Consider the following 24,724-nt stretch of genomic DNA (forward strand, 5'->3'; position numbering starts at 1 on the left):
AATAGTATTTAATTCTTGTTTCATGAAGATAACCTTTACCCAAGTGGCCTTATGCCTTTTTTTCTTTTTTTTCCTCTCATACAGTGCTTCTGCGCAACAGACCGTAAAATTGCAGGGATATGTACGTGATATTAAGGGTAACCCACTTCCCGGTGTTACCATCAGTGTTGAGCATACAAAATTAACTACCTCAACAAATAACAAAGGTTATTACAGGTTACAGGTGGGCCAGGGCAAGCTAATTTTACATTTCAATTTCATCGGTTTTAGGCAATCAGTTAAAACGATCGAAATCAGTGGGGATACGGATGAAAATGTTGTTCTGACCGAATCAAATTCAGATCTTCAGCAGGTAGAAATTACAGGGCGTAAAGAAAAAGCCTATAAAACCAGAGCGACCTTTATTGGTAAGATTGAAAATGAACTCAAAGATATTCCTCAATCTGTTTCCTATGCCAGTAAGGAATTGATTGCCGATCAGGGCCTCATGCGCGTTGGTGAGGTAGTGAAAAACTTTAGCGGGGTAAATCAGTTCAGTTTTTATGATGACTTAACCATCCGTGGCTTTCGTGTAAATGGACAGAGCAATACCCAGTTGCTGAACGGACTAAGAACAAGTACAGGTTTCTGGAAACAGTCGCTCGCCAATTATCTGGAAAGGGTTGAAGTGCTAAAAGGTCCGTCTTCTGCACTTTTTGGAAACGCAAGTCCGGGTGGTGTGGTAAACCGTGTAACCAAAAAGCCGCTTGATGAAACCAGAAGATCCATCAGTATGACGATGGGAAGTTTCAACACCTTCCGTGGGCTTGCCGATTTTACCGGACCGGCGTCAAAAGACAGCACGTTGCTTTACCGCTTAAACCTTGGCTATGAAAATGCAGAAACTTTCAGGGATTTAATGTTTGACAGGAACTTTGTTATAGCGCCTTCGCTTACCTTCGTCCCATCTGAAAAAACAAGGATAAATTTTGATCTGGTCTATACCGATTCAAAAAGCAGGCTTGACAGGGGACAGCCGATTTTTGGTAGTTTTGATTTAAATTCGACCCCTCAGTCGTTATCCCTGAACACCACAAACGATTACCTGAACGAACTAACCTATAATGCAACGATCTCCATTACCCATAAGATCAGCGATGTATTGAGCCTGAATGCTTCATATCTAAAAACAGGATATTCAGAAGATCTAAATGAGCACCGTACTTCCAATTCTTATGGTGTTGATGGCAATGGCCAGCCCATCAATAATCTTGCAGGAATGAATGTTCAGATCAGAAAACGCAAGCGTTTTATCGATAATTTCTCCGGGTATATCAACTATACACCTACAACCGGGCCGATATCACATAAGGTCGTAGCGGGTTATGATTTTGGGAGTGAAAAAACGCCTGTAGGTGGTTCACAGATGACAGCAGGCGGTTATAGAAATGCAGCGAACAATGGCTTTATTGCAACTTATGTGGCAGCCAAAAAAAGCGATTACCTGCTCGATAAGGGCAATCCGGTTCCCAATGTTCCACACTTTAACCTGAATGATCCGCTGTCATCTCAAAGAATGCAGGATGACAGCAAGCTTTTCTTTGCTCAATCTGTAGTGGCCCCAGCATATTATTATCTTAACTCAGGGTATATTCAGGATCAGTTAAAAATTGGCGGGCTGCAGGTTTTACTTGGAGTGCGATATGAATATTATACTGATTTTGCAAATTATAAAACTCAAACTGAAGCGAAAGCCAATTCTCATGCCTGGCTACCGCGATTGGGTGCCGTGTATACTATTAATTCAAATATTAACTTTTATGGAAGTTATGTTGAGGGATACAATCCTCAGACTTCTGCGACCATATCAAACCCAAATGCAGGTGGGCCATTTGATCCCTTGAAAAGCAATATGATAGAATTTGGGGCAAAAACCAGCTGGCTCAGAGATCAATTAAGCATTACCGCCGCAGTGTATCAGATTAAGCAGACCGGAGCGCTGTATGCAACGCCTGGAGTGATTGATGTATTAAGGCAGATCGGGGATGAACAGTCAAGAGGTTTTGAGCTTGATGTGGTTGGAAAAATTATGCCAAACTGGAATGTAATTGCATCGTACTCATACAACAGCGCAAAAATTATGGAAAGCGGTACGGTAGGAGAGATTGGGCTTCAGAAGCCGAACGCGCCGAAAAATACTGCAAATTTATGGACCCGTTATAACTTTATAGACGGGGTTGCCAAAGGTTTTGGGATAGCATTAGGGCTAAATTACATGGATAAAAGAAACCTGATCTATGATGTGAAACTTTCCCCTGAAAATCAGATTACCATACCATCGTTCACGCTTCTTAATGCCGGGCTGTTCTATAATATCGGAAAACTCCAGCTTCAGTTAAATGCAAATAACATCGGCAATAAAAAACACTGGGTGGGCGGATATGATTATCTACGGTTATTTCCGGGGCAGCCAGAGAACTATATGCTAACAGTTGGATATTCATTTTAATGGCCAAAAGTAAATTTAAAAAGATTACCGGATGGCTCCATCTTTGGATAGGGCTGGTAACGGGAGTTGTGGTACTGATTGTATCCATCACTGGATGCATTTATGTATTCAACGAGGAGATATTTGATACCGTCCACCGGGATATTGTTTATGTTCAGAAAGCTGGCCAGCCAAAGCCAGTTTCTGAATTGCTTGCCATTGCAGAACAAGCAGTTGGCCCTGGCAAAGTCCTCTCAAATGTGAAGATTTCAGCAGACAACAAAAGCTATGTGTTTTCTGGTTTTAAGGTTAATAAAAAGGAAAAGATCAACCTTTGGTACTTTAGCCAATTTGAGTATTTAAATGATGTTTATGTGAATCAGTACACGGGGAAGGTTCTGGGGATAATTGATGTCCGTTACGAATTTTTCAATATCGTTGAACAGCTGCACAGACAGTTGTTATTGGTAAAACCTATCGGAAGTCTTGTAGTAGGTTCCTGCATTCTTCTATTTCTTGTGATGCTCATCAGCGGTTTTGTCCTTTGGTTGCCAAAAAACTACAAGCAGTTTAAAAAAAGTATTAAAATCAAATGGAATGCAAAATGGAAACGGGTAAATTACGATCTGCATAATTCATTGGGATTTTATGTTCTGCCAGTGGCGATGCTTATTGCGATTACAGGTTTGGTATGGTCTTTCAAATGGTGGGAAACAGGGATTTATAAACTTTTGGGAGACAAGGGGAAGGTCGGCTTTGCGAGAACACTGCCTACAATCAATGCCAGTGATTCGACATTAAACAAGATTGACCTCATCCATTATGACCTGTTAAAAAAACTAAAAGGCGACTGGTCGCAGATCGGAATCGGTATCCCAACTGAAGCTAATAAGGTTTCAACCTCGTTTGTCAGTATTGAGAGCAATAGGGATGGCTGGCGGGGTGTTAGTTATTATTTTTATGACGGTAGGACCGGAAAGATAATCGATGTTTTGCCGCATTCACAAAAGACGTTGGGTATGAAATGGAGAAATTCGAATCTTCCAATGCATACAGGTAGAATATATGGTCTGGGTACACAGTTATTGGCTTTTTTTGCTGCTTTGATCTGTGCTTCCCTTCCGGTTTCAGGGTTTATGATCTGGTTGGGGAAAAAGAGGAAAAAGCCTAAATCTTCCCTCAAGTTGGGTTTGAATGCTTAAAAATGAGCCTTAAATTTGATCTTGAACCATGATATTTTTATCTAATATTTCAGATAGAAAAGATCGAGCTTTTTGACTTATGAGATCAGAGATGCCATTTCTTTTCGCAATGTCTGATCCGAGAGATCTCGCTATTGTGGTTGCATCGTTTAGAAATATCAAATCGAGTTCCCTTAAGAACTGGATGAGTATCTCCTTAAACATATGGGGGCTATTGTCATCTTTCGCAAACACAGATTTTGAAACCAAATTTACATTTTCAATCACACATAACCTTCTTGATAAATCCAGATTGTCTAAAAAACCTATCTTTCTTAAGTAATCCGGGGAATGGTATAGCCGGCTATATTTTTCAAATGTTAAACGCTTTATTTCAACCAATTCATCGATAAAATTTGACAGCGACTCATATCGTATACACTGCTTTTCGATCAAAATACGTTCTTCATTCGTTATTTTTTCTAAAACACAGATCACCAGTTCATCTTTGTTTTTAAAATACCAATAAAGAGATGGAATACTCACCCTTAACGATTTGGCTATATCTTTAAGGGGAGTTTTTTTAATTCCAAAATGTAAAAAAAGCTGTATAGCGGCATCTATTATTGTACTTCGATTTAACATGTCATATAAATTTCATAAGGATATCCGACAACACTTAACTGAACTATTTTCATTTCTGACTTGCCAGCCCCTTTTTAATCTTCATCATAATACCATCAGGAACAAAACTGGGGAGTTTGGAGTTAAACCAGTTTTGAAAACCAACTACTTTTTTTCCATTTCCTTCTAACAGATGCTTTACACCCTGCACAGCCACTTCTTTGGGAGCCATCGGCTTGGTTTTATGAAGGTTGGTAGCTTGCATCTCAGGTGTGGTAAATCCAGTATCCACAGTGCCAGGATAAAGAGACGAAACGATGACTCCGGTACCTTCCAATTCGGCGGCGAGTGTTTCACTAAATACCTTTACGAAAGCCTTGGTGGCAGAATACACAGAAAAATAAGGCATCGGTAAAAATGCTACCAACGATGCTATGTTCATAATTCGGCCAGATTTGCGGGTGACCATATCTTGTGCAAAAAGTTTAGTCAATACAACCAAACTGGAAATATTTAATTGAATCATACTCAATTCTTCTTCCAGTGGCGTTTCAGTAAAATTGCCATAATTGCCAACACCAGCATTATTTACCAGATGGGTCACTAATAGGTTTTCATCTTTCACCTTTTGGTAAAGGTTTTTAGCAGCATCCACATCAGAAAGATCTGTAGCGAAATATTGAACCAGAATGCCATACTTGTTTATTAGCTCTGATTGGATTTGCTGTAATTTAGCTTCGGTACGGGCAACCAATATCAGGTTCAGCCCTTTAGCTGCCAATTCATTCGCCATTTCGTAGCCAATTCCAGAGGAAGTACCGGTAATTAATATGTATTCTTTCATTTTTAGTAAAATTTATATGAGTAATTTTAATTTTTAAGTATGCGGTTAATCAGGTTAATCAAGAACAGTCTCAATTCCAGAAATAAGTCTTCCCGTCTATTTTGACATATCATATCTTCTCGTGCAATTGTGGAGGTATGAGCTTGTACATTACGGGGGTAACGATCCTTGATAATATAGTAGAGCTGATCAGCCCCCCAATGAGTACAATGGCAAGTGGCGCTATCTGCGGATTGGGATTCATTGCAATCGGGATCAGACCACAAATGGCCGTAATAGAAGTAAGTACAACAGGAAGAAACCTGGTTTCTCCTGCAATGTGGATCGACTCATCTATGCTTTTTCCATCTTCCCGCAATTGGTTGGTAAAATCAACCAATAACAGCGAATTTTTTACCTGTATGCCCGATAAACCAATGAAACCGATGATAGATACCAGCGACATCGGGTTTCCTGTCATTAGTAGAAATATCACACCGCCCAAAACGCCCAATGGAATAATTGATAAAACGATAATGATTCCCTTAAATGTCTTAAACTGTAGCAACAGCACAGCGATAAACAGGAACGTACTTAAGATGATCACCGAAAGGAAATTTCCGCCCAGCGCATCACCTTCCGATTCAGCCTCCCCAGACAATTTATAATAATAGCCCTTAGGCATTTTTAATTTGTTGAGTTCAGGCACAATATCTTTGAGGATATCGTTTGCCAAAACATTATCCTTGGTAAGCGAGGTAACCTTTGCAAACCGTGATTTATTGAAATGGTTAATTGCAGTTGGAGAAGTTTCCAGTCCAATGGTTGCAATCTGATCGATCTGAATTGGTGCACCCTGGATATTGTTCACATAAAGGTTCTTTAATGCATTTAGATTTGAAAACTTATCCCGTGGAATGGTGATTACCACATTCCTCGAATCACCCCTGTCATCAATGTAATCCCCAACAGTCATTCCGGCAACAGCCAACCTGATCACCTTGTCAATGTCGCTGGTCAGTACGCCCAATGTCCGTGCCTTTGCCTTATCAATCTTGATCTTTACATCTGATTTATAGGTATTTAGTTCATTGTTGATGAAAAAAGTGCCTGGATGTTTACGTAACAGTTCCTCCACTTTGAACGAGAGCGATCGCAGGGTATCTTGATTCTCTCCAAAAATCCTGACCACGATATTCGCTTCTATCGGAGTGCCCTGTTCAAAATCCTTCACCTCTATTTTTGCATAGGGGAAATCAGTGAATTTGCTTCTAAGCGTTTTGATCAGTTCAGTTTTGTCATTTGGGCTGGTCTCTTCTTCCAATTGCACAAAAATCTGCGCAAAATCCGGTTTTATATCCTGCTGATGCACGTTGTAATAGATCTGTGGATTACCTTTCCCTACATTAGAGGTGTAGTAAACGATTTCCTTATGTTTTTTCAGTTCCATTTCTACCAGCTTTGTGGCGTTATCGCTTTCTGGGATATTTGCCTGTAGCGGCATTTTAATATTGATCAGAAACATCGGCTTTTCTGAGGTAGGGAAAAGTTTAAACCCTGCAAGTGGGAAGAGTAAAAAGGCCAATACACTCAATGCTATGGACATACTAATGGTTACCTTTGGCCACTTTAGCGCTAAGGGCATAATGCCACGATACGACCAGGTTAAAAAGCCCTGCAGTTTTTTTAAGAAATAATTTCCCTCCCCATGGGTATGGGTTTTAAGGATCTTGCTGCCAATAAAAGGTACGAGTGTAAGCGCTACAATCATAGAGGCCAATACACTGGTAATAATGGCCATAGGTAGGCTTCGAATAAATTCCCCGGCCATATCAGGCAGAAAAGCCAATGGTAGAAATGCAATCACAAGCGTTGCGGTACAGCCTACAACGGCTGCTCCAATCTGCTTGGTACCCTTTAAAATGGCATCCTTTCTGGAATGGCCTTCCCTTAACCACCTTTCTATATTCTCTACAACAACGATACTATCATCAACCAATAGCCCTAATGCTACCACAAGCCCAACAATACTGAGCTGGTTGAGTGAGAAGCCTAAAAGGTTCATTGCAATAAGACCAAGGGCAAGTGAGAGTGGAATCGAAATCATAACGATCAGTGATGGTCTGAAGCCCAAAGGCAACAAGGTAACTACCACTAATAGTATGGCCAATCCAAAATCAAAGCCTAAGTGTCCCAGCCGCTTTGATACCATATCTGCCTGGTCAAAATTTTTAACCATTTTAATGTTCTGTGGTAAGGTTTGAGAAAATTGTTCCAATACAGGAGTGTACTCTTTCTTAACCTGACTGATATCCACATTGTTCTTCATTGAAGAGGTAACCAATATACAGCGTTGTCCATTGATCCTGGTAATGTGGTTAATGGTCCCGTCCATATAGCTAACATGGGCCACGTCCTTCAGGTATATGATTTTTCCATTGGAATTGTAGATTATCGTATTGGCCACATCTTCAACATTTTTAAACTTGCCGCTGGTTTTTACATTAAAGACCTTACTGTCTATATTGATACTTCCTCCTGGAATGTCGGCCGCCTCACTTTGCAGACTGCCTATAACCAGGTTTAACGGTATTTTCAGCTGGGCCAGTTTATCGAGTTGCATGTCGATACGGATTTCCTGTTCTGGCATTCCGGTGTACTTTACCTCTCTCAGATTGGTGATCTTTTCCAGTTGGGTTTTCAATTTGTCTGCATTGTCGCGCAATATTTTGGACGAAGCGGTGTTTGAAATCAGTGCAACCTGAATAATCTTTACATCTGACGAGGCAATTTTTTCGGTCTTGATCTGATAAATGTCCTTTGGAAGTTCACCGTTTTTCAACGCATTGATTTCCGTTGATATTTCCTGGTACTTGTTATCCACATCTACCCCATACTTGAACTTGATCTGTATCGCTGCTACGCCATCTTCAACCGTGGTTAGGATCTTATCGATGTTCTCCAGGCCATAGACCTTATTTTCTATGGGCTTTACCACCTGTTCTTCCATATCCTTCGGACTGGTGCCGGGGTAGATTACCGTTACCAGATATTGCGGAGGGTGGGTAGTAGGATCTTCCGAGCGGGGCATGGTAAAGAGTGTAAGCAGTCCCACCACTGCCACAAGCACAAATATGATCAGGGTAAACTGGTAGTTCTTTACAGCAAAATTTGTAATTTTCATCTCGTGGTTTTTATTTGATAATTTTTACGGTGGACTGTTCGTTGAGGTAGGCGCTATTAGAAATAACTATGCGATCTATTCCTTCCAGTTTATCTTTTAGGTAAACATTTTTATTGTCAAACTTCAGGATGGTTACAGGCACTTTTCTAACGCTGTTTGTACCCTTAGGGGTAAAGATGTAACCCGTTTCTCCATCTGCCTCAACAAGGGCACTAAATGGGATCACGATTTTGTTTTCTGAAGCACTGGTTTCGATTGCCGCTTTCCCGAACATGCCAATTGCAGGTTTCAGATTGCCCATCTGAAGCTTTAGTTCTACCTGAAAAGATCCGATAGAGGCATCAGCCGATTGAAGTTTACGCAGTACCGTTGCCTGGAATGGCTGTTCGGGATAACCATCAAGATAAACAATCGCCCGTTGCCCTGCACTGATCCCTGCCCACTCCAGGTCGGTTACCCCAACCTTTAACAGGTAGCTGTCAGTTTTTTGGGTTGAGCCCGTCATCAGCACTGGCATTCCGCCACCAATCACTTCGCCTACACTGGCAACCTTTTTGGTTACAAAACCATCAGAGGCGGCATAGATCCTGGCATAACGCTGATTGAAGGCGGTTGCCTCACTTGTTTTTTTTGCAACATCCAATGCCGTTTTGGTATTCTGCAGCTGTTCCAACGTAAATACGCTGTCTTTGTAAAGGTTTACTGCCCTGGCATAGTCACGAGCGGCCTTATCTACACCAAGGTTTGCTTGGGCCAGACCGGCTGCAATCTCGGTGGTGTTCAAGGTGGCCAGCAATTGCCCCTTTTTAAAAAATTGTCCTTCATCTACCAGGATGCTGCTGATTACCCCACCAATTTTGAAGGAATAATTCGCTTCATTTTCGGTGCCTACCAGTCCAGTAGCCTGTATGGAATTTGTTACCCCAAAAGAGGAAATGGGCGCAACTTTTACAGAGATAATATCTGGCTGGCCAAGGGGATTTGTATTTTTTGGTTTTTCTTTGCAGGCAAACAATAGTGATGTAAGTGCAATAAGTGTGAGTTGTGTCTTGTTCATGATATTTATTGTATGTTGAAACTAGCGTTGGCACGTTCGATAGCGGTAAGCGATATCCAGGTGTCGAATAGGGCAATATTTGATTGAAGCTGGGCATCTACCCATTGGTTCTGGGCATCAAGTAGTTCTATATAAATGGCCATTCCCTCTTTATAGAGCTTGGTCATGTCATTATAATAGGTCTGACTGGTTTTTAGTTGTGATTGGGCCGCCCGGTACTGCGCTGAAGCACTTTGGAGATTTGCCCTACGCACATTCAGTTCGGTAAGTAGTTGCTGGGTTACATGATTGGTCTGCGCCGATACAGCCTGTTCACTGGCAATAGCCTGTTTTATTTTATAACTGTTCCGTCCCGAGGAGAACAGGTTCCATTCCAATGAAATGCCCAACAGATAATATCTGCTTTTTTGGTTAAACTTCCAGTCAAAGGACTGCGAACCCAGATCGAGCGAAGTACCAACTTTAGGCATGAGATAAGATTTGGCAAGGCCGGTAAGGTTTTTATTTATTCCTTTGGCAATCTCAAGCTTAGCCAGTTCCTCGCGGCCATTCACATCATTAAGCAATAGATTATCCTGGGCAGGCAGTAATGGAACATCGTCGGTAAGAATGGGATCCGTTAATGGCCTGTTCAAAAGAAAATTGAAATAATAACGGGCAGATTCCTCTGTTTTTTGAGCTGCCGTAAGCGATGCGTTTATTTTCGATACCTCGTTCTGGCTACGGATCACCGCCGTACGGTTGATCTTGTTGTTCTCAAAGAGTTTCCGGTTTACCCTTTCACCTTCTTCGAGCAGTTTCAGAAAGGATTGATAGATTCTTATTGCATTGGTGGCTTTAAGATAGTTGTAATATGCCGTCTTGATTTCTTTAACCAGTTCACGTTTATACATCAATATTTCCGCTTTCTGTAAGTCTACCTGTTGTGCTTTGATCCGCTTATTATATACCAGTTCGGCATTTAGGATGGGAAGACTGGTGCGGAACTTGGCATCGTAGAAGTTGTCGGGATTGAGCAGTATGCTCTGGTTCTCAAGTTGGGGAAAGGAATTGCTTCCGGTGAGCTGGTTCAATGTAGCATAGGCGGCATTAAAAAGATCCCCTGTAGGAAAATCAATTGTTCTGCCTCCGTCGGCTTTCGTGTAAGTTGTAGAAAAGGTTACGCTGGGCAGGAACATGCTTTTTGCCTCTTGAAGGGCATAGATGTTCTTTTGCAAAAAGAAGTTCTGTTCCTTGATGCTCTGATTTGACGCTAACCCCTGAGCGATATAGTCGTTCAAACGATTTTGGGCATTAAGTCCTGATGGAAAGAAGATGATCAGTAACATTACTGCTGACCAGTAAAAGACGGGTAGCTTTTTGATAAAATTAATCATTGTAATAAATTTAAACAGTGTTCAGTATAGTGTTAAAAAAAGGGTTAACCCTTCTCAAGTAGTGAAACAAAACATGCATAGCCATTATCCATAAGTTCCTTGTTGGTCTTGTGTTCAAAACTCATCGTTCTGTCCTTGCAGAAAAGAGCGCAGATGCCATGGGTAGCAGATAGGATCATAAATGTAAGATACTCTGGATCCATGTCTTTAAAGCGGCCAGCCTGTTGGCATTCTAAGACCAAGTCATGTAGGTACTTTATTGCTTCTTTTGCAATCTGGAAACCGCTTTCTTCTGAATTTTTTAATGGCTCTTCTACCAGGAACATGAGGTTATAATAATCTTTATTCTCCTGCGCAAACTGGATGAATGCACGTCCAGAGGCTTTCAGGCGTTCAAACGGATCTATAACCGAATCCAGCACCCGAAGTTGTTTAAGAAGCAGGTTAAAGCCTTCTTTATGGAGTTCCTGGAAGATTTCACCTTTATCCTTAAAATGGAAATAGATCACTCCGGCACTATAGCTGATCTCGGCTGCAATGTTACGCATACTCGTTTGCTCATAGCCATTTTGAAGAAATATTTTTCTCGCACCATCTAATATACGTTGGCGCATTTCTTGCTTCTCTTTTTGCTTTCTTTCTGTAATGCCCATGGATAAAATAATTTGTAAAGATATAACCAGATTTAGGAAATAACTTTTTCATTTGAAACTTCTCATTTTAATTGACGGTACAAATGTATTGAACAGTGTTCAATAAAACAAATATTTTTTTTAAATGATTGTATATTTTACTTAACCTTGATGATTTTGGTGAAAAGCTAATCATTTAAGATTCAGTATCTCTAACAACGTTTAGAGTCTCTTGTTGCAAGTCCCTCAACCGAGACTTTTTCAAGGGGAATTAATTATAACTTTAAGAAGGCTAGCTTACCAACGTTGCTATTAATTTAGGAAGTGGTCTTTGAATTGCGTGGGTGATTTTCCCACTTCTTTTTTAAACAGCCGGGAAAAGTAGGTCGTGTTTTCAAAACCCAGTAAATGCGAAATCTCTGATATATTCAATTCGCCTTCTGCCAATAGATTTTTAGCTTTAGCAATCAGGAAAAGATGGATTAGCTCTAATGTCGTTTTTCCTGTCTCTTCCTTTAGCAGATCGGTTAAATAGCGCGGAGATATATGCAGCTTTTCTGCCATTTGAGAAACAGTAGGAAGTCCAATCTCTTTCGTTTTCCGCTCTTCAAAATTAGCTGCAAGTAATTCGTTGAACTTTGTTACTGTTGAGCCGGATAATTGTGTACGGTTGATAAACTGTCTTTTATAAAAGCGCTGTGCATATTTGAGCATGGCGTCAAGATGACTAACAATGATGGCCTTGCTAAGTTCATCGGTATTATTGTGATATTCTTTATCAATGCTGAAATACAAATTCCAGATGATTTCCTCCTCTGCAGGAGAGAGATGCAAGGCCTCATTCACCTCATAATCGAAATAGCCATATTTCTTAATTTCGTGGTAAAGGATGGTTCCGGGTAAGAAGTCCTGATGGATAATAATCAGAAAACCTTTCTCTTCCAGTTCGATGTTTTTAAAGGCTACTTTCTGGTCGGGTTTTACAAAAGACATCGAGCCACGGTCGTGGTCATATTTTGTTTTCCCATATTGCATGCTGCCCGATTTCAGCTTCTTAAATCCTATGATGTAAAATTCCGAAGAAAATTCGAGTATACTATTTCCGTCGCAGGTGCCACGCTCACCGTATGCCACACTAAAAAGTGGATGCTCTGGAGGGTTAACGCCAAGCGCTTCATGCAGCTCGCTTATTTTTTTAAAATGATCCATTTTTCAGCAGTGATAAAAACAGAACCCAGCAAATCCGGATCCTGTAAAGTTAACTTCCATTAGCCATGTGCTGCCACAGCAACCTCCTGCCATGATTCCCATGTTTTCAGGCGCTCTTCGTAAGTATATTTTACCCAAGGGTAAGCGGTCTTGCCCAGTAGCAACCTCAACGGGGGATTTTCTGTATCCACCAATTTTAGAACCGCTCCGATAGTTGCAATAGGATTGCCGGATTCTTGCTCTCCGGCATGCTCATAAAAATCTTTTCTCATATCATCGTAAGCATTTACAGTTGCACTTAAGGCAAGCGAATTGGTGCCGAAAAAATCTGTGGAGAAACCAGCCGGTTCCAGTATGGTCACCTTAATGCCAAAACCACTCACTTCGCCGGCCAATGTTTCAGTAAGGCCTTCGACCGCGAATTTCGATGCACTATAAAGACCCATCAATGATACCGTATTTAGTCCCAGCGCACTTGAAAGCTGAATGATGTGCCCCGATTTCTGCTCGCGCATAATAGGGAGGACCGCCTGTACAGTCCATAAGGAACCCAGTACATTCGTTTCAAACTGCGATCTCACGTCCTGCTCGTTCAACTCTTCAACAGCTCCAACATGCCCGAAACCTGCGTTGTTAATTAACACATCGATACGGCCAAAGTGTTTTTTTGCAATTTCGATCGATTCAAAACTCAACTCTCTATCGGTTACATCAAGTTCTAAGACCAATAGATTTGATGGGAATTCTTTTGCAAGTTCGGATAATGTTTGTGGGTTGCGCACAGCGGCAACAACATTATCGCCACGTTGTAAAAATGCTTCTGTCCAGATCCTGCCGAATCCGCGTGATGCGCCTGTTATAAAAATTGTTTTTGCCATTATATTATTCTTTAATATTTGATGATGACAAAGTTCAATCAATTATTAACAGCTATTGTGATACAAAAGTAGGCAATAATGAAACGTTTCTACGTTTGATCTATATTATGCTCTTTTACCGCTATGCTACGTGAAAGAAAAGTACAGTTCTTACAGACCGATTGCAAAAGTCTGTTTTGCCACATATGCTGTACGGGAAAGGAGCAGCGCTACGGAATCGTGGCTGAAGTTATTTTGATATGAATTTACTTAACTGCTGCGAATAACAGTTAAACGCATTATTCTTTTGTGACTACTTTCCTGTGGTTGATTCCCCAATCTTTTAAGGAATATATTATCGGTGTTAAAGTATCTGCATAAGGTTCAAGGGTGTACAGGATTTTAACGGGGTAGCCGTCCAAAATGGTACGCTTTAATAGTTTATGCTGTTCCAGGTCCTTGAGTTCTTTAGCCAGAACTTTAGGGGTTATCCCTGGAATGCTTTCCTGTATGTCTGTAAAACGATCATTACCAACACCCACCGAAATAATGATGGGCAGTTTCCATTTGCCGCTGATTACATCAAGCGCGTCCCTTACCGGCTTCACGGTATTCAAACAGTCACAGTGTTCTTTCTTCTTGGCCATAGTCTCATCCTTTAAACAATATCACTTTCCTTTGGGAAAGTACTATACAAAGGAAAGTAAAATGTGATAACTTTGCAATAATTATTTGAAATAGGCTGGTTGATAAGGACTAATGAAACAATTGAATTTTTTATCTACTAATCAATATGATATGGGAAGACTTCAAGGAAAGGTTACCATAGTCTAATAGCATATTTATAAAAACAAATATTAAAGATACTGAATATGAAAATAGGAATAATAGGTACAGGTGCCATTGGAGGTACAATCGCAAGAAAAATGGTTGCAGTAGGACATCAGGTTTTCGTAACCAATTCGGCTGAATTTGCTGAACTGGAAAAGCGGGCATATGAATTAGGTGCATTGCCTTCGTCCTTAGAGGATCTTGTTAAAGGTAAAGATGTGGTCATACTATCAGTGCCGACCATAGCTATTCACGGCATGTCAAAAACTTTATTTGACCTGATGCCTCAAGATACCATTATAGTGGATACGTCCAACTACTATCCATTCCGCGATGCTGATATCGAGGAAATCAAAAACGGTAAAGCGGAGAGCATGTGGGTTGCTGAACAAATAGGGCGGCCTGTTATTAAAGCATTCAATAATCTGCTGGCAGAAAGCCTTGCGTCTGGGGGGACACCTAAAGGTGCACCAGGGCGTATAGCAATGGCTATATCAGGAGATGATCCAAAAGCAAAAGAAATTATATCCGGACTTATCAATCAAGCAGGCTTTGATGTGGTTGATGCTGGAGATTTGGAAAGTTCATGGAGACACCAGCCAGGAACTCCGGCCTATTGTACAGAATTAAATGTATCGGACCTGAAACAGGCACTCAATGATGGCGTGAGGGAAGTTGCTGCTCAAATTAGGGATTCTGCTGTGATTAAACTATTCGCTGAACGCACTACTCAACCCTCACATGAGGAGATAGTGGAATTTAACCGCTCCCTATTTCCTAAAAATCCAAAATCGGAGTAATTGGAGGTACAGTCATAGCTGAAATTAATTTGCCACCGTAAACCTAAATTATATTGTTAATTGATAGGCCGGCGAAGCAATCTTGCAACGATCGCTATAGCGTGCGCTTTAAGATTAGCTTCGCTGAGCACTGTGTGGTTCCCGCCTGCGCGGGAAAGACGATCGCCCTACTGGAATCTGTCAATGATAGCGTAGTCGAAGACCTGTTTTTCGATATATTAAAAGCAATCGACTCTGCTACCATTGATGTCTTTCCATAATAGTCTAATTTTCAATCAATTGTAGATTAAGTTCGTTTGCTTTCTTTTGAAGGAAAATGATCTGTTGTTCTTTTAATTTTTCTTGATATCTCTTTACTCCCTGTTCAACATAATCCATCCCTTTATCAAATATTCTATAATAAAGTTCCGCTAATTTTCTTGCGGTAGCTTTTATAGCTATGCCGGAACCCTTTTTTGCTTTAAGTCTTCTGGCAAATGCTCCCAGTCCTGGCTGTTTGCTTAACAGTATAGATTGGGCTGCCTGTTTAAATATTTGCCCCGCTCTGGTTAAAGGTTTTTTCTTACTTCTTTTATTCATCTTTCCTGACTGATGCTTACCTGGCGCCAGTCCCAACCAGGAAACAAAGTTTTTTATTGAAGGCCACTGCTTAATATTGTTGCCAAGTTCAGCCGTAAGCCTCATTAAACTGTAATCTGTTAAACCTGGTAAGGTGGTCGGGTTTGCTCCATGAATTCCTAATAATAATTGGTGTAGTTGATCAATATTTGGCTTATTATGGCGGATTGGTTTGACCGGATGCCCGTCTTTGTAATCTTTATTGGAAGAATTATTATAATCCTGAAGGACTTTTCCTGTTTCTATATCACATTTGGAAACCTGATCAATATAAAACATATATCCATCATAGGCCTGCTGAAGTTCGAAAAGGTATTCTTCTTTGTAATTGCCTTCAAGAGCGAGCAAAATATCTTTTCCCTTGTTCTTGATTAAGGATGTGGTACAGCATGCCAAAAGTTTTTCAGGGTTCCGTTCTCCTTCAAGAATAGCCTGTATCATTGCCATTCCACTGGCACTATGGGTTTGTGAAAGCACTTCCGGCAGCCTTATGTTCATCAGGGTTAGGGCTTTCTGCATATGCTGAACGTGGGAGGAGGCCATCTGTAGCTTATCTTCCCGCATCCGGGTATAAACCCTCAGTTTTCTTACAATATCTTCAGGAACAAAACTTTTGCGGAGTAACCCGTAGCTAAAGAGCTGCTGAATCCACTGACAGTCCTGGACATCGGTCTTTCTGCCCGGAAGGTTTTTGCTGTCGGCTGGGTTTACCAGCGTAACCTCAAACCCATCAGCCTCTAAAACATCATAAAGGGTAATCCAATAAACGCCCATAGCTTCCATGGCAACATGGGTTATTGAACATTCTTTTAGATAGGCACTCAATTCCTTATAACAGGAAGTAAAAGTGCGGAAGTTCCTCACTGATTGGTTTTCGACAGAAACATAAATCTTTTCACTCCCAATATCAATGCCTGCACTATTGGGATAAATTTTGCTTAAAACATTCATATCCAATAACATATTTTTTTTAGGAAGATAAGCTCAACGTATTTCAGATAAGGATATTACTACCATGCGGGATATCAAACGATTCACCAATATTGATTACTATTATACGCTAAAACAAAGCTCAGGGACAGGTTAATGCACTATTAATGCGACTGTTATGCTGCTTATCCTCCTTAACTCTCTATAAAGTTAACGTCATTTATATTGATTTTTATAAAATAAATTACCCTCAGGGTGACATCTTTTTGCGATTTATCCCTTAACTTAATGACATTGGGGCAACGCTGCAACCGAGGCTAAATGGTAAAACAGTTTTTTATTTTCGGGATCGTAGCGTGCACAAACCCTTGTTACTAAAACCGCATTGGAACGGATGCCGATTTTCCTTCAAAATTGGCAGGAGGGAAAGGAGCGGGAATGAAACTGCCAAAAACTGCTGCACTTTCATTTTCTAATTATAAAAATTACCATTAAAATGTGTTTAATTTCGGTTGGTGAGACACCAAACTGATAGATTATCAGCTGATTTCCGTATGGAGCGCAAGACCTGTACAAAACAATAAATTTCTTCCCTTTTTACGCTTTTACGCTTCGCTTCCTCGTACCTCGTTGTTGCAGGGTAACGCTCAATGCCATTAAATTAGGCCATACGGCACATGCAAAAATAATTTAACCACAGATAGAAAGGATGCACACAGATATGAAAATCCGTGTTTATCTGTGTGCATCTGTGGTTAAAAGCTCTTAACTTAATGACATTGGGCGTGCGCTAGCCTTGGTGAATTGACCAACTGTCTGCCCGGAACTGAAGCTAAATTTATAACTAAAAGCCGAAGTTTAGAACTACTGTCCGGCAGAATTACGTCCGCCGAAACCAGAGCCTGGATATACACTGTTGATGATTGCTTCAACGTCATGTTACAATTGCACAAACCCTTTTGTTGGTGGCAGTATTATTTTTTGGCTGCGATAATTGCAATGTCATTTACCACCTCATTTATTCCATTTAGTTTATCTGTCGGTATAAACATTCCATTTGCTAAAAGAATTATGGTCAAATTTTTATTGGTGAATTTTCTAAAAGCTGTTGATACACCACCTGAAAAACCATAAGAAATGTCATCGTTAAGTTTTATCAAATCTAATCCGTAGGTAAAATCTCTCTTTATTTCATAATTAAACGGAGTTAATAATTGAGTTTTCGTTTTCTCAGATATAAATTCGTTATTATCAAATTTCTTATTCCACTCAATAAATGAATTTAATGTCATATTCAGCGCTGCAGCACCATATTCATATTCAGGAAAATTCCAATTTCTTTTTAAAAATTGATTACTGTTGACTGTATTTACATAGCCATAACTTAAATTTTCAATTACTTTCAAATTATTACCTTCAAAGATGACTGATTTTAATGACGATGGAAATTGTACTTCAATTATATATTCACTTAATTTTTTTCCAACTACTTTTTGAAAAATTCGGTTTAAAAGCCAAAAGTTGGTTTGATTATAGTCGAATTGTTTTCCTGCAATAAACTTCAGGGTATCCCCATATACTTTTTGCTTTGCGTCTTCCTCTTTATCGTTTGTATAATTCACTATATCGGGTAACCCTGATGAATGAGTTAATAAATTTTTTATTTGTACTTTTCTCCAACTATTAGGCAAGTCGTCTAAAAAATCCGAAATGTTATTATCCAAGGATAGTTTACTTTGCTCAATTAATTGATAAACTGCTATAACGGACATTACTTTTGTGGTGGAAAATAATGGAAACAAAGTTTTGTCTGTTACAGGAACTGCCATTTCAATATTTGCAAGTCCATAATTTTTTTTGTGAATTACTTCCCCATTCCTAATTACAGCCAATGCTAAACCTGGAATATTATATTGTTTTTGAACTTTTACTATACAGTTGTCAATTTCTTTATTGATAGTTTGTGCTTTTCCGTTTATTGCCAAAAACGAACATAAAATTGATGTTAAAAAGAATAGATATTTCATTGAATGTAGTGATTGTCATTATTTAATTTTAAGAATATTGGTTGAAATTTTATCTACAATGTACCATTCGTCATTAAGTTTCATCATATTAAAATAGTCGGTAAAGATACGTTCTGGAATTTCTATCTCACATTTAGCAGAGGCAGTTCTTCCCGTAACGTTGATAGAAATAAGCCTTCCAAATGAGTTCTCTAATTTTGGACGAAGTTTAAATCTGCTCAAATAGCTTTTTCTATCAATTACAACCACTTCATTTTCTTTAATTGTTTTCAAGTTACAAGTGCTGTGCATTACTTTTCCAATTTTTGAGGTGTCTCCTGTCATCCAACCATCAAAATAGATTTCAATGGTTTGTTTGATTAATTCTTTGTCTTGTTGTTGAGCACTTAGCTTACAAGAAAGAAGACTCAAAAGTACGATGGTCAAAATTTTCATTTTATTCATTTTGTTTGTTTGAAGTTTAGGGTTTTCCAAATATTGCTGCCAAATAGCGTAAAAGCTGTGTTAACTGCTGATAAATTTTATCCTAATTATTTTTCTCGATCAATTCGATAATTTTTAAGGCAACACCATTTGATGATTGGAAATTTTGTCCCGTAACAATTCGACCATCTTGTTCGATGTAAGATACATTTCTCTTTGAAAATTTAAAAGTTCCCCCTCTTTCTTCTATTGTCTTCTGAATTAAGAATGGAAAGTGTTTAAAATATTCACCATCTTGTTTTTCAAAAGAATCAGGATAACCACTTATTTTTTTTCCTTCAACTAAGAATTTACCACTTTTAGTTTTCAAGTTAATAATACCAGCTGTTCCGTGACAAACAGAAGAAATAATGCCGTTATTATCTTCATATACCTGCATAGCAATGTGTTGAATAGCTGAATTTTCAGGAACATCATACATTGCACTTCCACCTCCAATATAATGTACTGCTTTGTAAATTTTGTAATCAATTTCTTTAGGGCTCATAGTATGTTCTACGGCGTACATAAAATCTTGATTATATAAATATTGCTTTTGCAAACTATCAGAGGTATTGATATAGTCCAAAGGAATATCACCTCCCTTTGGACTCACAAAATCAACGGTATAACCTGAATTTACAAAAGTATCATAAGCGTTTACAATTTCGGCAAAGCTATTTCCTGTTGAAATTGTAGAATTTCCGTAATAATGTGCATTGGAAACAATGAATAATATTTTTTTTCCGGATTTATTGCTTGCTTTGCTACTTGCTGATTTGCTAATTATTTTCCATTCACCCTGAATCTTTTTTAGCAAGAACATATCCATAAATTCTTGTTTTTTTTCAGGTATTAGAATTTCGGCTTTTGCAATAGCAATATCATTATAATATTCTATAGAAATAATTTTGCCCAAACGACCGTTAAATACTCCTTTATTGCCTTTTTGAAACCCTTTGACATATTCTGAAACTGGAACTACCCATAAAGGTTTTTCTTTGTGGCTTAGAAAAAGATTGGCTTCAGAATAAAAAGCCTTACTAATACTGTCAGGCTTATTATAAGATGTGCCATCAATATAGTTTTGAATACACTTCTCAATCAGAGACTGTTCGGATTGTGCAAAAGACAGATTTGATAGTAGTACAAATAAGATTGCGAAAAAGATTTTTTTCATAAACTTTGGATTTTAATGTTTTAAAAAATGTTTCGCAAAATTATATTGACCAAGTTTTAAATCATTCCAAGTTTATCATAATGGAGTACGGATGTATATTTTAGGAGTAAAAATTATTTTTTTGGTAATTAGAAGGCGTAGTACCTGTAATTTTTTTAAAGGAACTATAAAATGTACTGCTCGAATTAAATCCAGATTCAAAACCAACAGCATCTATCTTGAACTGAGTACCCACTCTTAATAGCCGTTTCGCTTCATCAATTCGGTATTCATTGATGAATTGAGTAAAGCTTTTATTCAAATTGTCATTAATGAATTGCGATAGTAATTGAGGGCGAATATTTAATTCTTTTGCTAAAATTGATAAAGTGAGGTCAGGATTAGTATAAATTTTTTTTGTTTCAAAAAGGATATTGATTTTTTCTTGAATTTCTTTTACTAACTTTTCATCTATTTTGTTTATATATTTTTCTTTATCAATCACCGGAATTGATGTTTTGTTTTTTGCATAATAAATAAGAAGCAAGGAAATGTAAAAACTGAAGGAAAAAGTCAAAGCCCCTGAAATATATGAAGTATATTTAGCTAAGGAATACGAAAGCCAGATTAAAAAAACACCACAAATAACTGACAATATCCAAGTTTCATGATAGCTGATTTGGTTGCGATTAGTTACTAACTTCTTGAAAATTTGTTTAGCTTCATAGATAGATAATATAATAAAAATAAACCATTGGATATTTATAAAGTAATAAATTACAGCTTTCCAAAGGGCAGGATTTTCCTTGTATGGAAAAAGAAAACCAAAAACACTTATAGCTATAATTATTAAAGTGAGACTATATTTTGCAAAAGAATAATTAAGATTTTGCAGTATTGATTTAACAAAAAAATATAATAGAGGACCAACTAAAAAACAAGCTGACAAACCTATTTGTAAATACGTTTTTGACAACTGCGGGTTGAAATTATAAAATACTGATTTTCCTATTCTTATACTTAAAGATAATAATAAAAGGCCTAGAAATAAATCGGATATAGTTTTGTTTCTCTTGAAGAATAAAAAATAAAAACCTAAAACAACACTGTTAAAAACACCTATAGCACTTAAGAAAAATAATATCTGATTGTTCATTAATTGGAAAATATACTTTCTTTTTGAATTGTTTGAAGTTAACGCCCCGAGGATTTGTGAAGTTGGCGGTTACGTTAAATTTTATGCAATATAACATTTCGCAGAAGATTAAATTCGTCGATTTTGCCAAACCCTGTTGGCTGGCTTTTATTGAATTCTTTGATTGATGTCTCCTAACCATTGTAATATATTTCCGTTTGGGGCAGATGCCTGAATTTGCGCAATGTCTCCATTTTCTAAAATGGAACCCATTTTTCAAGTTTGGTTACTGGGTTGGGGATTGGTTTCTCTTAAACTCACTTGGCCTCATGCCATATTTCGATTTGAATACCGTCGAAAAATAATTTGGTGAGGAGAATCCGACCATATAGGTGATTTCTGCAATCGTATACCTTTCATTGATCAATAGAAATTTTGCCTTTTTTAGCCTTCTGTTTATGATGTAGTCTGTTACGCTGCAATCCAGCAATGCCTTTACTTTTCTGTATAGCTGCACCCTTGAAACCCCCAGGGCTTTGCTAATCTCCTCTACACTGAAGTTTTCATTGCCTAGGTTCTGCTCTACAAGACCAGAAAAATCATTTACAAATTTTTTATCCAGGCTTTTTGAGATAGGTTGCCTGTTTCCGGAACTGATGTCGCTTGTGTAATGAGACTTTAGTAGTAGTCTGTTTTTCATCAGGTTCCTCACAGTTGCCAGTAGATATTCATAATTGAAAGGCTTTACGATATAGGCATCTGCCATACTCTCGAAGCCATTGATCTGCTGTTCTACACTGCCCTGTGCGGTGAGCAGGATGATTGGGATATGGGATGTACGAATGTCGGATTTGAGCTTCTCTGTAATTTTCTTTCCAGAAAGATCTGGCAATACCACATCGCAGATGATCAGATCTGGTACCTGCTCGTAGGCAGAAGTAATCCCGCTCTCTCCGGTATTTGCAATAAATACCTCGTATTCCTCATCAAATTTCTCAGCCAGATAATGCAGAAGGTCTGCATTGTCTTCGATTATCAATACCGACCGTTCCTTTAGTTCACGCAACAAATCATGGTTCTTTTCTCTCTTGAGATGCTCTAGTTCGCTCGTATAGATTTTTGCATTTTCATAAAGTTCTTCTCTTTCCGCCTGTTGGGTGTGCTTCTCTTCTTCCCGAAGGTGTGATGACCCAAGGGGCAAGGTGACGGTAAAGATAGTACCCTGCCATTTCCGGCTTTCTACGGTTAGGTCTCCATGTAAAAGATTCATCAGTTCCTTCGAAAGGGAAAGGCCTAATCCAGATCCTTTTCCTGCATTTGAGTCTGCCTGATAAAAATGTTCAAATATATGGAGGATTTCTTCCCGATCCATTCCAGGTCCATTGTCCTCTACTTTGATAGAGATATGAGCATCGTCTTTACTCACGGTAATATGAACCGTTCCATTGGCAGGAGTAAATTTTAGTGCGTTAGATATCAGGTTGAAAATTACCTTATCGAACATGTTCACGTCAAACCATACTGTTATATCTGATTCTTTAGTGAAAAGTCTGAGGTCTATGTTCTGTTTTTTTGCAGCGAGCTGAAAGGTCTCAATAATGTCCGCAATAAAATCTATAATATTGTTCGATGTTGATCTTATACGCATCTTACCATACTCAATCTTCCTGTACTCAATAAGCTGGTTGATGAGGCGCAGCAGACGAAAAACATTTTTATTGATCAGTTTCAGGTTTTTTCCTGCAAGGGCGTTAATTTTTTCATTATTAAGCAGATCTTCCAGGGGAGAGAGTATCAAGGTAAGTGGGGTGCGGAATTCATGAGATATATTGGTGAAGAAGTTCAGTTTGGCCTCTGTCGCCTCTTTAGCCTTTTCAGACATCTCAATAAGCTTATTACGCTGGTTAAGGATTTCCAGGTTATTCGCCTCCAGGTTTTTGTTGATCTTCCTGTTTTCCAGTAGGGCGAAAAAAGCCAGTCCTCCGAAAACCACAGAGAGCACCAGGGTTACCACGGTGACGTTTAATGTAAGCTGTTGGTTGTCAAATAAAGAACGTTGTTCAGCCAGGAGAGATTGTTGCCGTTCGATATCCCTCTGCTGGCTGCTAAATTTGTTCCACTGTAGTTTCATGAGCTGAACGTTCGATGAGTCTATCACCACAGACTGAAGGATATTTTCTTTGAGGATGGATTCTTTTCCAAGGATACGGAATGCTGTTGAAATTGCCTCTTTACCTCCCGTTGGATAAAGCATGCTGGCATCTATCACTTTGCCATCAATCATCTGGAGGCCGCCCCCTTGTCCGGGTAGCGCATCTATTCCAATAATGGCCACCTTCCTTTTTATTCCAAGTTTATCCAGTGCTTCTCTGGCTGCAGAAGCCATCTGGTCATTGTGCGCAAAAATTAGGTCCGTGGTACGCAATGTCTCCTTCATTTTCAGCAGCTCATCAATAGCGTGCGATTTTAACCAATCGCCATAGATCTGATTCGAAATTCTAATATTAGCGGATTTTTGGAGCCCTTCGGCAAATCCCCTCTGGCGCTCTATTGTGGGAGAGGAGCCGGGAAGGCCCATGATTTCCATAATATTTCCCTTCCCTTTAAGCTGACCGGATACATACTGCCCGGCCATCTTGCCAATTTGATAATTGTCTGCACCGACATAAGCGGTATAAGCCGAAGATGATGTTTTCCTATCGATAATAACCACAGGGATGCCACTATTATAAGCCTGCTCAACGATTGGGGTGAGCGGCCGGGCCTCGTTAGGAGATATAATCAACAGGTCAATATCCATTTTTAATAATTCTTCTACCTGTGAGATTTGTTTTCTATTACTGTTGTTTGCATCTCTATATACCAATGTGGCACCCGGATGCAACGAAAGCTCCATTTTCATCTCTTCCAGCATGGTTTTCCGCCACAGATCTGAGCCAACGCATTGTGAAAATCCTATAACGTATTTTGCTTCCTTTTTCTTGTCGCTACAGCCACAAAGAATAGCCGTTAGGATGACCATTATAAGTATCCTATGAAGGAGGTGAAGTCTTGCGGTCATATTTATCATTTTAATAGGGGCAGTGCCCAGGCACTGGTTGTATCTGGTTAGGATCCTGTTTGTAAGAAAATAATTCTAAAGATAATCAAATTTGAAACTTTAAGGAATTGGCGCTCGGCTGCGAGTGGGAGGATGAAAGGTACAGATGAATCAAAACCTTAATATTGATGTTTCAAAAGTGTAACCACATCAGATCAGGTAAAAATAATAAATTTTAATTATCTGTTAACCAGTAATTTAACTAATGTGTCAAGATTGTATTTTTTTGGAACAGATTTGTTATCCTCCCTT

18 protein-coding genes are annotated in these 24,724 nt (G+C 39.0%); 3 read left to right on the forward strand and 15 right to left on the reverse strand.

Translation table 11 applies throughout. The features are described from left to right. Positions 1–22 precede the first annotated feature (22 nt). Positions 23–2,488 (forward strand): TonB-dependent receptor, encoded by a 2,466-nt coding sequence (locus tag EYS08_RS05050; RefSeq protein WP_131028789.1) that lies wholly within the window; start codon positions 23–25, stop codon positions 2,486–2,488. Further along, entirely contained in the window at positions 2,488–3,669 is a 1,182-nt protein-coding gene (locus EYS08_RS05055) for a PepSY-associated TM helix domain-containing protein (RefSeq protein ID WP_131028792.1), read from the forward strand. Before EYS08_RS05050 ends, EYS08_RS05055 begins: the two co-directional genes overlap by 1 nt. A 9-nt stretch (positions 3,670–3,678) precedes the next feature. Here EYS08_RS05055 and EYS08_RS05060 read toward each other — a convergent pair whose 3' ends face one another. From EYS08_RS05060 to EYS08_RS05100, 9 genes are all read right to left on the reverse strand, one after another. Then, entirely contained in the window at positions 3,679–4,293 is a 615-nt protein-coding gene (locus EYS08_RS05060; protein ID WP_131028794.1) for a TetR/AcrR family transcriptional regulator, read from the reverse strand. A gap of 49 nt (positions 4,294–4,342) precedes the next feature. Next, on the reverse strand, positions 4,343–5,116 hold the full coding sequence (locus EYS08_RS05065) for an SDR family NAD(P)-dependent oxidoreductase (protein WP_131028796.1): 774 nt from the start codon (positions 5,114–5,116) through the stop codon (positions 4,343–4,345). Positions 5,117–5,225: 109 nt separating this feature from the next. Continuing rightward, positions 5,226–8,279 (reverse strand): efflux RND transporter permease subunit, encoded by a 3,054-nt coding sequence (locus EYS08_RS05070; protein ID WP_131028798.1) that lies wholly within the window; start codon positions 8,277–8,279, stop codon positions 5,226–5,228. 10 nt (positions 8,280–8,289) lie between these two features. After that, the gene (locus tag EYS08_RS05075; RefSeq protein ID WP_131028800.1) at positions 8,290–9,336 is read right to left on the reverse strand and encodes an efflux RND transporter periplasmic adaptor subunit; all 1,047 of its coding nucleotides are present in this window, start codon (positions 9,334–9,336) and stop codon (positions 8,290–8,292) included. A 5-nt stretch (positions 9,337–9,341) separates the two neighbouring features. Beyond that, complete coding sequence (locus EYS08_RS05080) at positions 9,342–10,712, reverse strand: TolC family protein (protein ID WP_131028802.1); 1,371 nt, start codon at positions 10,710–10,712, stop codon at positions 9,342–9,344. Between the two features lie 44 nt (positions 10,713–10,756). Then, a complete protein-coding gene (locus EYS08_RS05085) occupies positions 10,757–11,365 on the reverse strand; it encodes a TetR/AcrR family transcriptional regulator (RefSeq protein ID WP_131028804.1) in 609 nt (202 codons plus the stop codon). A gap of 291 nt (positions 11,366–11,656) precedes the next feature. Next, on the reverse strand, positions 11,657–12,553 hold the full coding sequence (locus tag EYS08_RS05090) for a helix-turn-helix domain-containing protein (RefSeq protein ID WP_131028806.1): 897 nt from the start codon (positions 12,551–12,553) through the stop codon (positions 11,657–11,659). Between the two features lie 59 nt (positions 12,554–12,612). Next, positions 12,613–13,431 carry an SDR family NAD(P)-dependent oxidoreductase gene (locus EYS08_RS05095; protein WP_131028808.1) on the reverse strand — a complete coding sequence of 273 codons (819 nt, stop codon included), beginning with the start codon at positions 13,429–13,431 and terminating at the stop codon, positions 12,613–12,615. Between the two features lie 278 nt (positions 13,432–13,709). Beyond that, the gene (locus tag EYS08_RS05100; RefSeq protein ID WP_131028810.1) at positions 13,710–14,057 is read right to left on the reverse strand and encodes a winged helix-turn-helix transcriptional regulator; all 348 of its coding nucleotides are present in this window, start codon (positions 14,055–14,057) and stop codon (positions 13,710–13,712) included. Positions 14,058–14,282: 225 nt separating this feature from the next. Here EYS08_RS05100 and EYS08_RS05105 point away from each other — a divergent pair, with 225 nt between their 5' ends. Continuing rightward, complete coding sequence (locus EYS08_RS05105; protein WP_131028811.1) at positions 14,283–15,041, forward strand: NADPH-dependent F420 reductase; 759 nt, start codon at positions 14,283–14,285, stop codon at positions 15,039–15,041. A gap of 264 nt (positions 15,042–15,305) precedes the next feature. Here the strand turns inward: EYS08_RS05105 and EYS08_RS05110 are convergent, their stop codons facing one another. The 6 genes from EYS08_RS05110 to EYS08_RS05135 form a co-directional block, all read right to left on the reverse strand. Then, positions 15,306–16,610, reverse strand: coding sequence for an IS110 family RNA-guided transposase (locus EYS08_RS05110; protein ID WP_165456378.1), 1,305 nt, complete (start codon positions 16,608–16,610; stop codon positions 15,306–15,308). A gap of 953 nt (positions 16,611–17,563) precedes the next feature. Then, positions 17,564–18,616: a serine hydrolase domain-containing protein gene (locus EYS08_RS05115; RefSeq protein ID WP_131028815.1), complete on the reverse strand. Its 1,053-nt coding sequence runs from the start codon at positions 18,614–18,616 to the stop codon at positions 17,564–17,566. A gap of 18 nt (positions 18,617–18,634) precedes the next feature. Further along, positions 18,635–19,060, reverse strand: coding sequence for a nuclear transport factor 2 family protein (locus tag EYS08_RS05120; protein ID WP_131028817.1), 426 nt, complete (start codon positions 19,058–19,060; stop codon positions 18,635–18,637). Between the two features lie 82 nt (positions 19,061–19,142). Next, the gene (locus EYS08_RS05125) at positions 19,143–20,258 is read right to left on the reverse strand and encodes a nuclear transport factor 2 family protein (RefSeq protein WP_131028818.1); all 1,116 of its coding nucleotides are present in this window, start codon (positions 20,256–20,258) and stop codon (positions 19,143–19,145) included. 100 nt (positions 20,259–20,358) lie between these two features. Continuing rightward, positions 20,359–21,393: a helix-turn-helix domain-containing protein gene (locus EYS08_RS05130; protein ID WP_131028820.1), complete on the reverse strand. Its 1,035-nt coding sequence runs from the start codon at positions 21,391–21,393 to the stop codon at positions 20,359–20,361. Positions 21,394–21,658: 265 nt separating this feature from the next. Further along, a complete protein-coding gene (locus tag EYS08_RS05135) occupies positions 21,659–24,433 on the reverse strand; it encodes a substrate-binding domain-containing protein (RefSeq protein ID WP_131028822.1) in 2,775 nt (924 codons plus the stop codon). Between the last annotated feature and the right edge of the window lie 291 nt (positions 24,434–24,724).

This window comes from Pedobacter kyonggii, from assembly GCF_004310665.1.
Classification (GTDB): domain Bacteria; phylum Bacteroidota; class Bacteroidia; order Sphingobacteriales; family Sphingobacteriaceae; genus Pedobacter; species Pedobacter kyonggii.

Bases quoted from the DNA above. Each gene is read 5' to 3' on its own strand.
- EYS08_RS05050 (WP_131028789.1), top strand. From the start codon at position 23: ATGAAGATAACCTTTACCCAAGTGGCCTTATGCCTTTTTTTCTTTTTT.
- EYS08_RS05055 (WP_131028792.1), top strand. From the start codon at position 2,488: ATGGCCAAAAGTAAATTTAAAAAGATTACCGGATGGCTCCATCTTTGG.
- EYS08_RS05060 (WP_131028794.1), bottom strand. From the start codon at position 4,293: ATGTTAAATCGAAGTACAATAATAGATGCCGCTATACAGCTTTTTTTA.
- EYS08_RS05065 (WP_131028796.1), bottom strand. From the start codon at position 5,116: ATGAAAGAATACATATTAATTACCGGTACTTCCTCTGGAATTGGCTAC.
- EYS08_RS05070 (WP_131028798.1), bottom strand. From the start codon at position 8,279: ATGAAAATTACAAATTTTGCTGTAAAGAACTACCAGTTTACCCTGATC.
- EYS08_RS05075 (WP_131028800.1), bottom strand. From the start codon at position 9,336: ATGAACAAGACACAACTCACACTTATTGCACTTACATCACTATTGTTT.
- EYS08_RS05080 (WP_131028802.1), bottom strand. From the start codon at position 10,712: ATGATTAATTTTATCAAAAAGCTACCCGTCTTTTACTGGTCAGCAGTA.
- EYS08_RS05085 (WP_131028804.1), bottom strand. From the start codon at position 11,365: ATGGGCATTACAGAAAGAAAGCAAAAAGAGAAGCAAGAAATGCGCCAA.
- EYS08_RS05090 (WP_131028806.1), bottom strand. From the start codon at position 12,553: ATGGATCATTTTAAAAAAATAAGCGAGCTGCATGAAGCGCTTGGCGTT.
- EYS08_RS05095 (WP_131028808.1), bottom strand. From the start codon at position 13,431: ATGGCAAAAACAATTTTTATAACAGGCGCATCACGCGGATTCGGCAGG.
- EYS08_RS05100 (WP_131028810.1), bottom strand. From the start codon at position 14,057: ATGGCCAAGAAGAAAGAACACTGTGACTGTTTGAATACCGTGAAGCCG.
- EYS08_RS05105 (WP_131028811.1), top strand. From the start codon at position 14,283: ATGAAAATAGGAATAATAGGTACAGGTGCCATTGGAGGTACAATCGCA.
- EYS08_RS05110 (WP_165456378.1), bottom strand. From the start codon at position 16,610: ATGAATGTTTTAAGCAAAATTTATCCCAATAGTGCAGGCATTGATATT.
- EYS08_RS05115 (WP_131028815.1), bottom strand. From the start codon at position 18,616: ATGAAATATCTATTCTTTTTAACATCAATTTTATGTTCGTTTTTGGCA.
- EYS08_RS05120 (WP_131028817.1), bottom strand. From the start codon at position 19,060: ATGAATAAAATGAAAATTTTGACCATCGTACTTTTGAGTCTTCTTTCT.
- EYS08_RS05125 (WP_131028818.1), bottom strand. From the start codon at position 20,258: ATGAAAAAAATCTTTTTCGCAATCTTATTTGTACTACTATCAAATCTG.
- EYS08_RS05130 (WP_131028820.1), bottom strand. From the start codon at position 21,393: ATGAACAATCAGATATTATTTTTCTTAAGTGCTATAGGTGTTTTTAAC.
- EYS08_RS05135 (WP_131028822.1), bottom strand. From the start codon at position 24,433: ATGACCGCAAGACTTCACCTCCTTCATAGGATACTTATAATGGTCATC.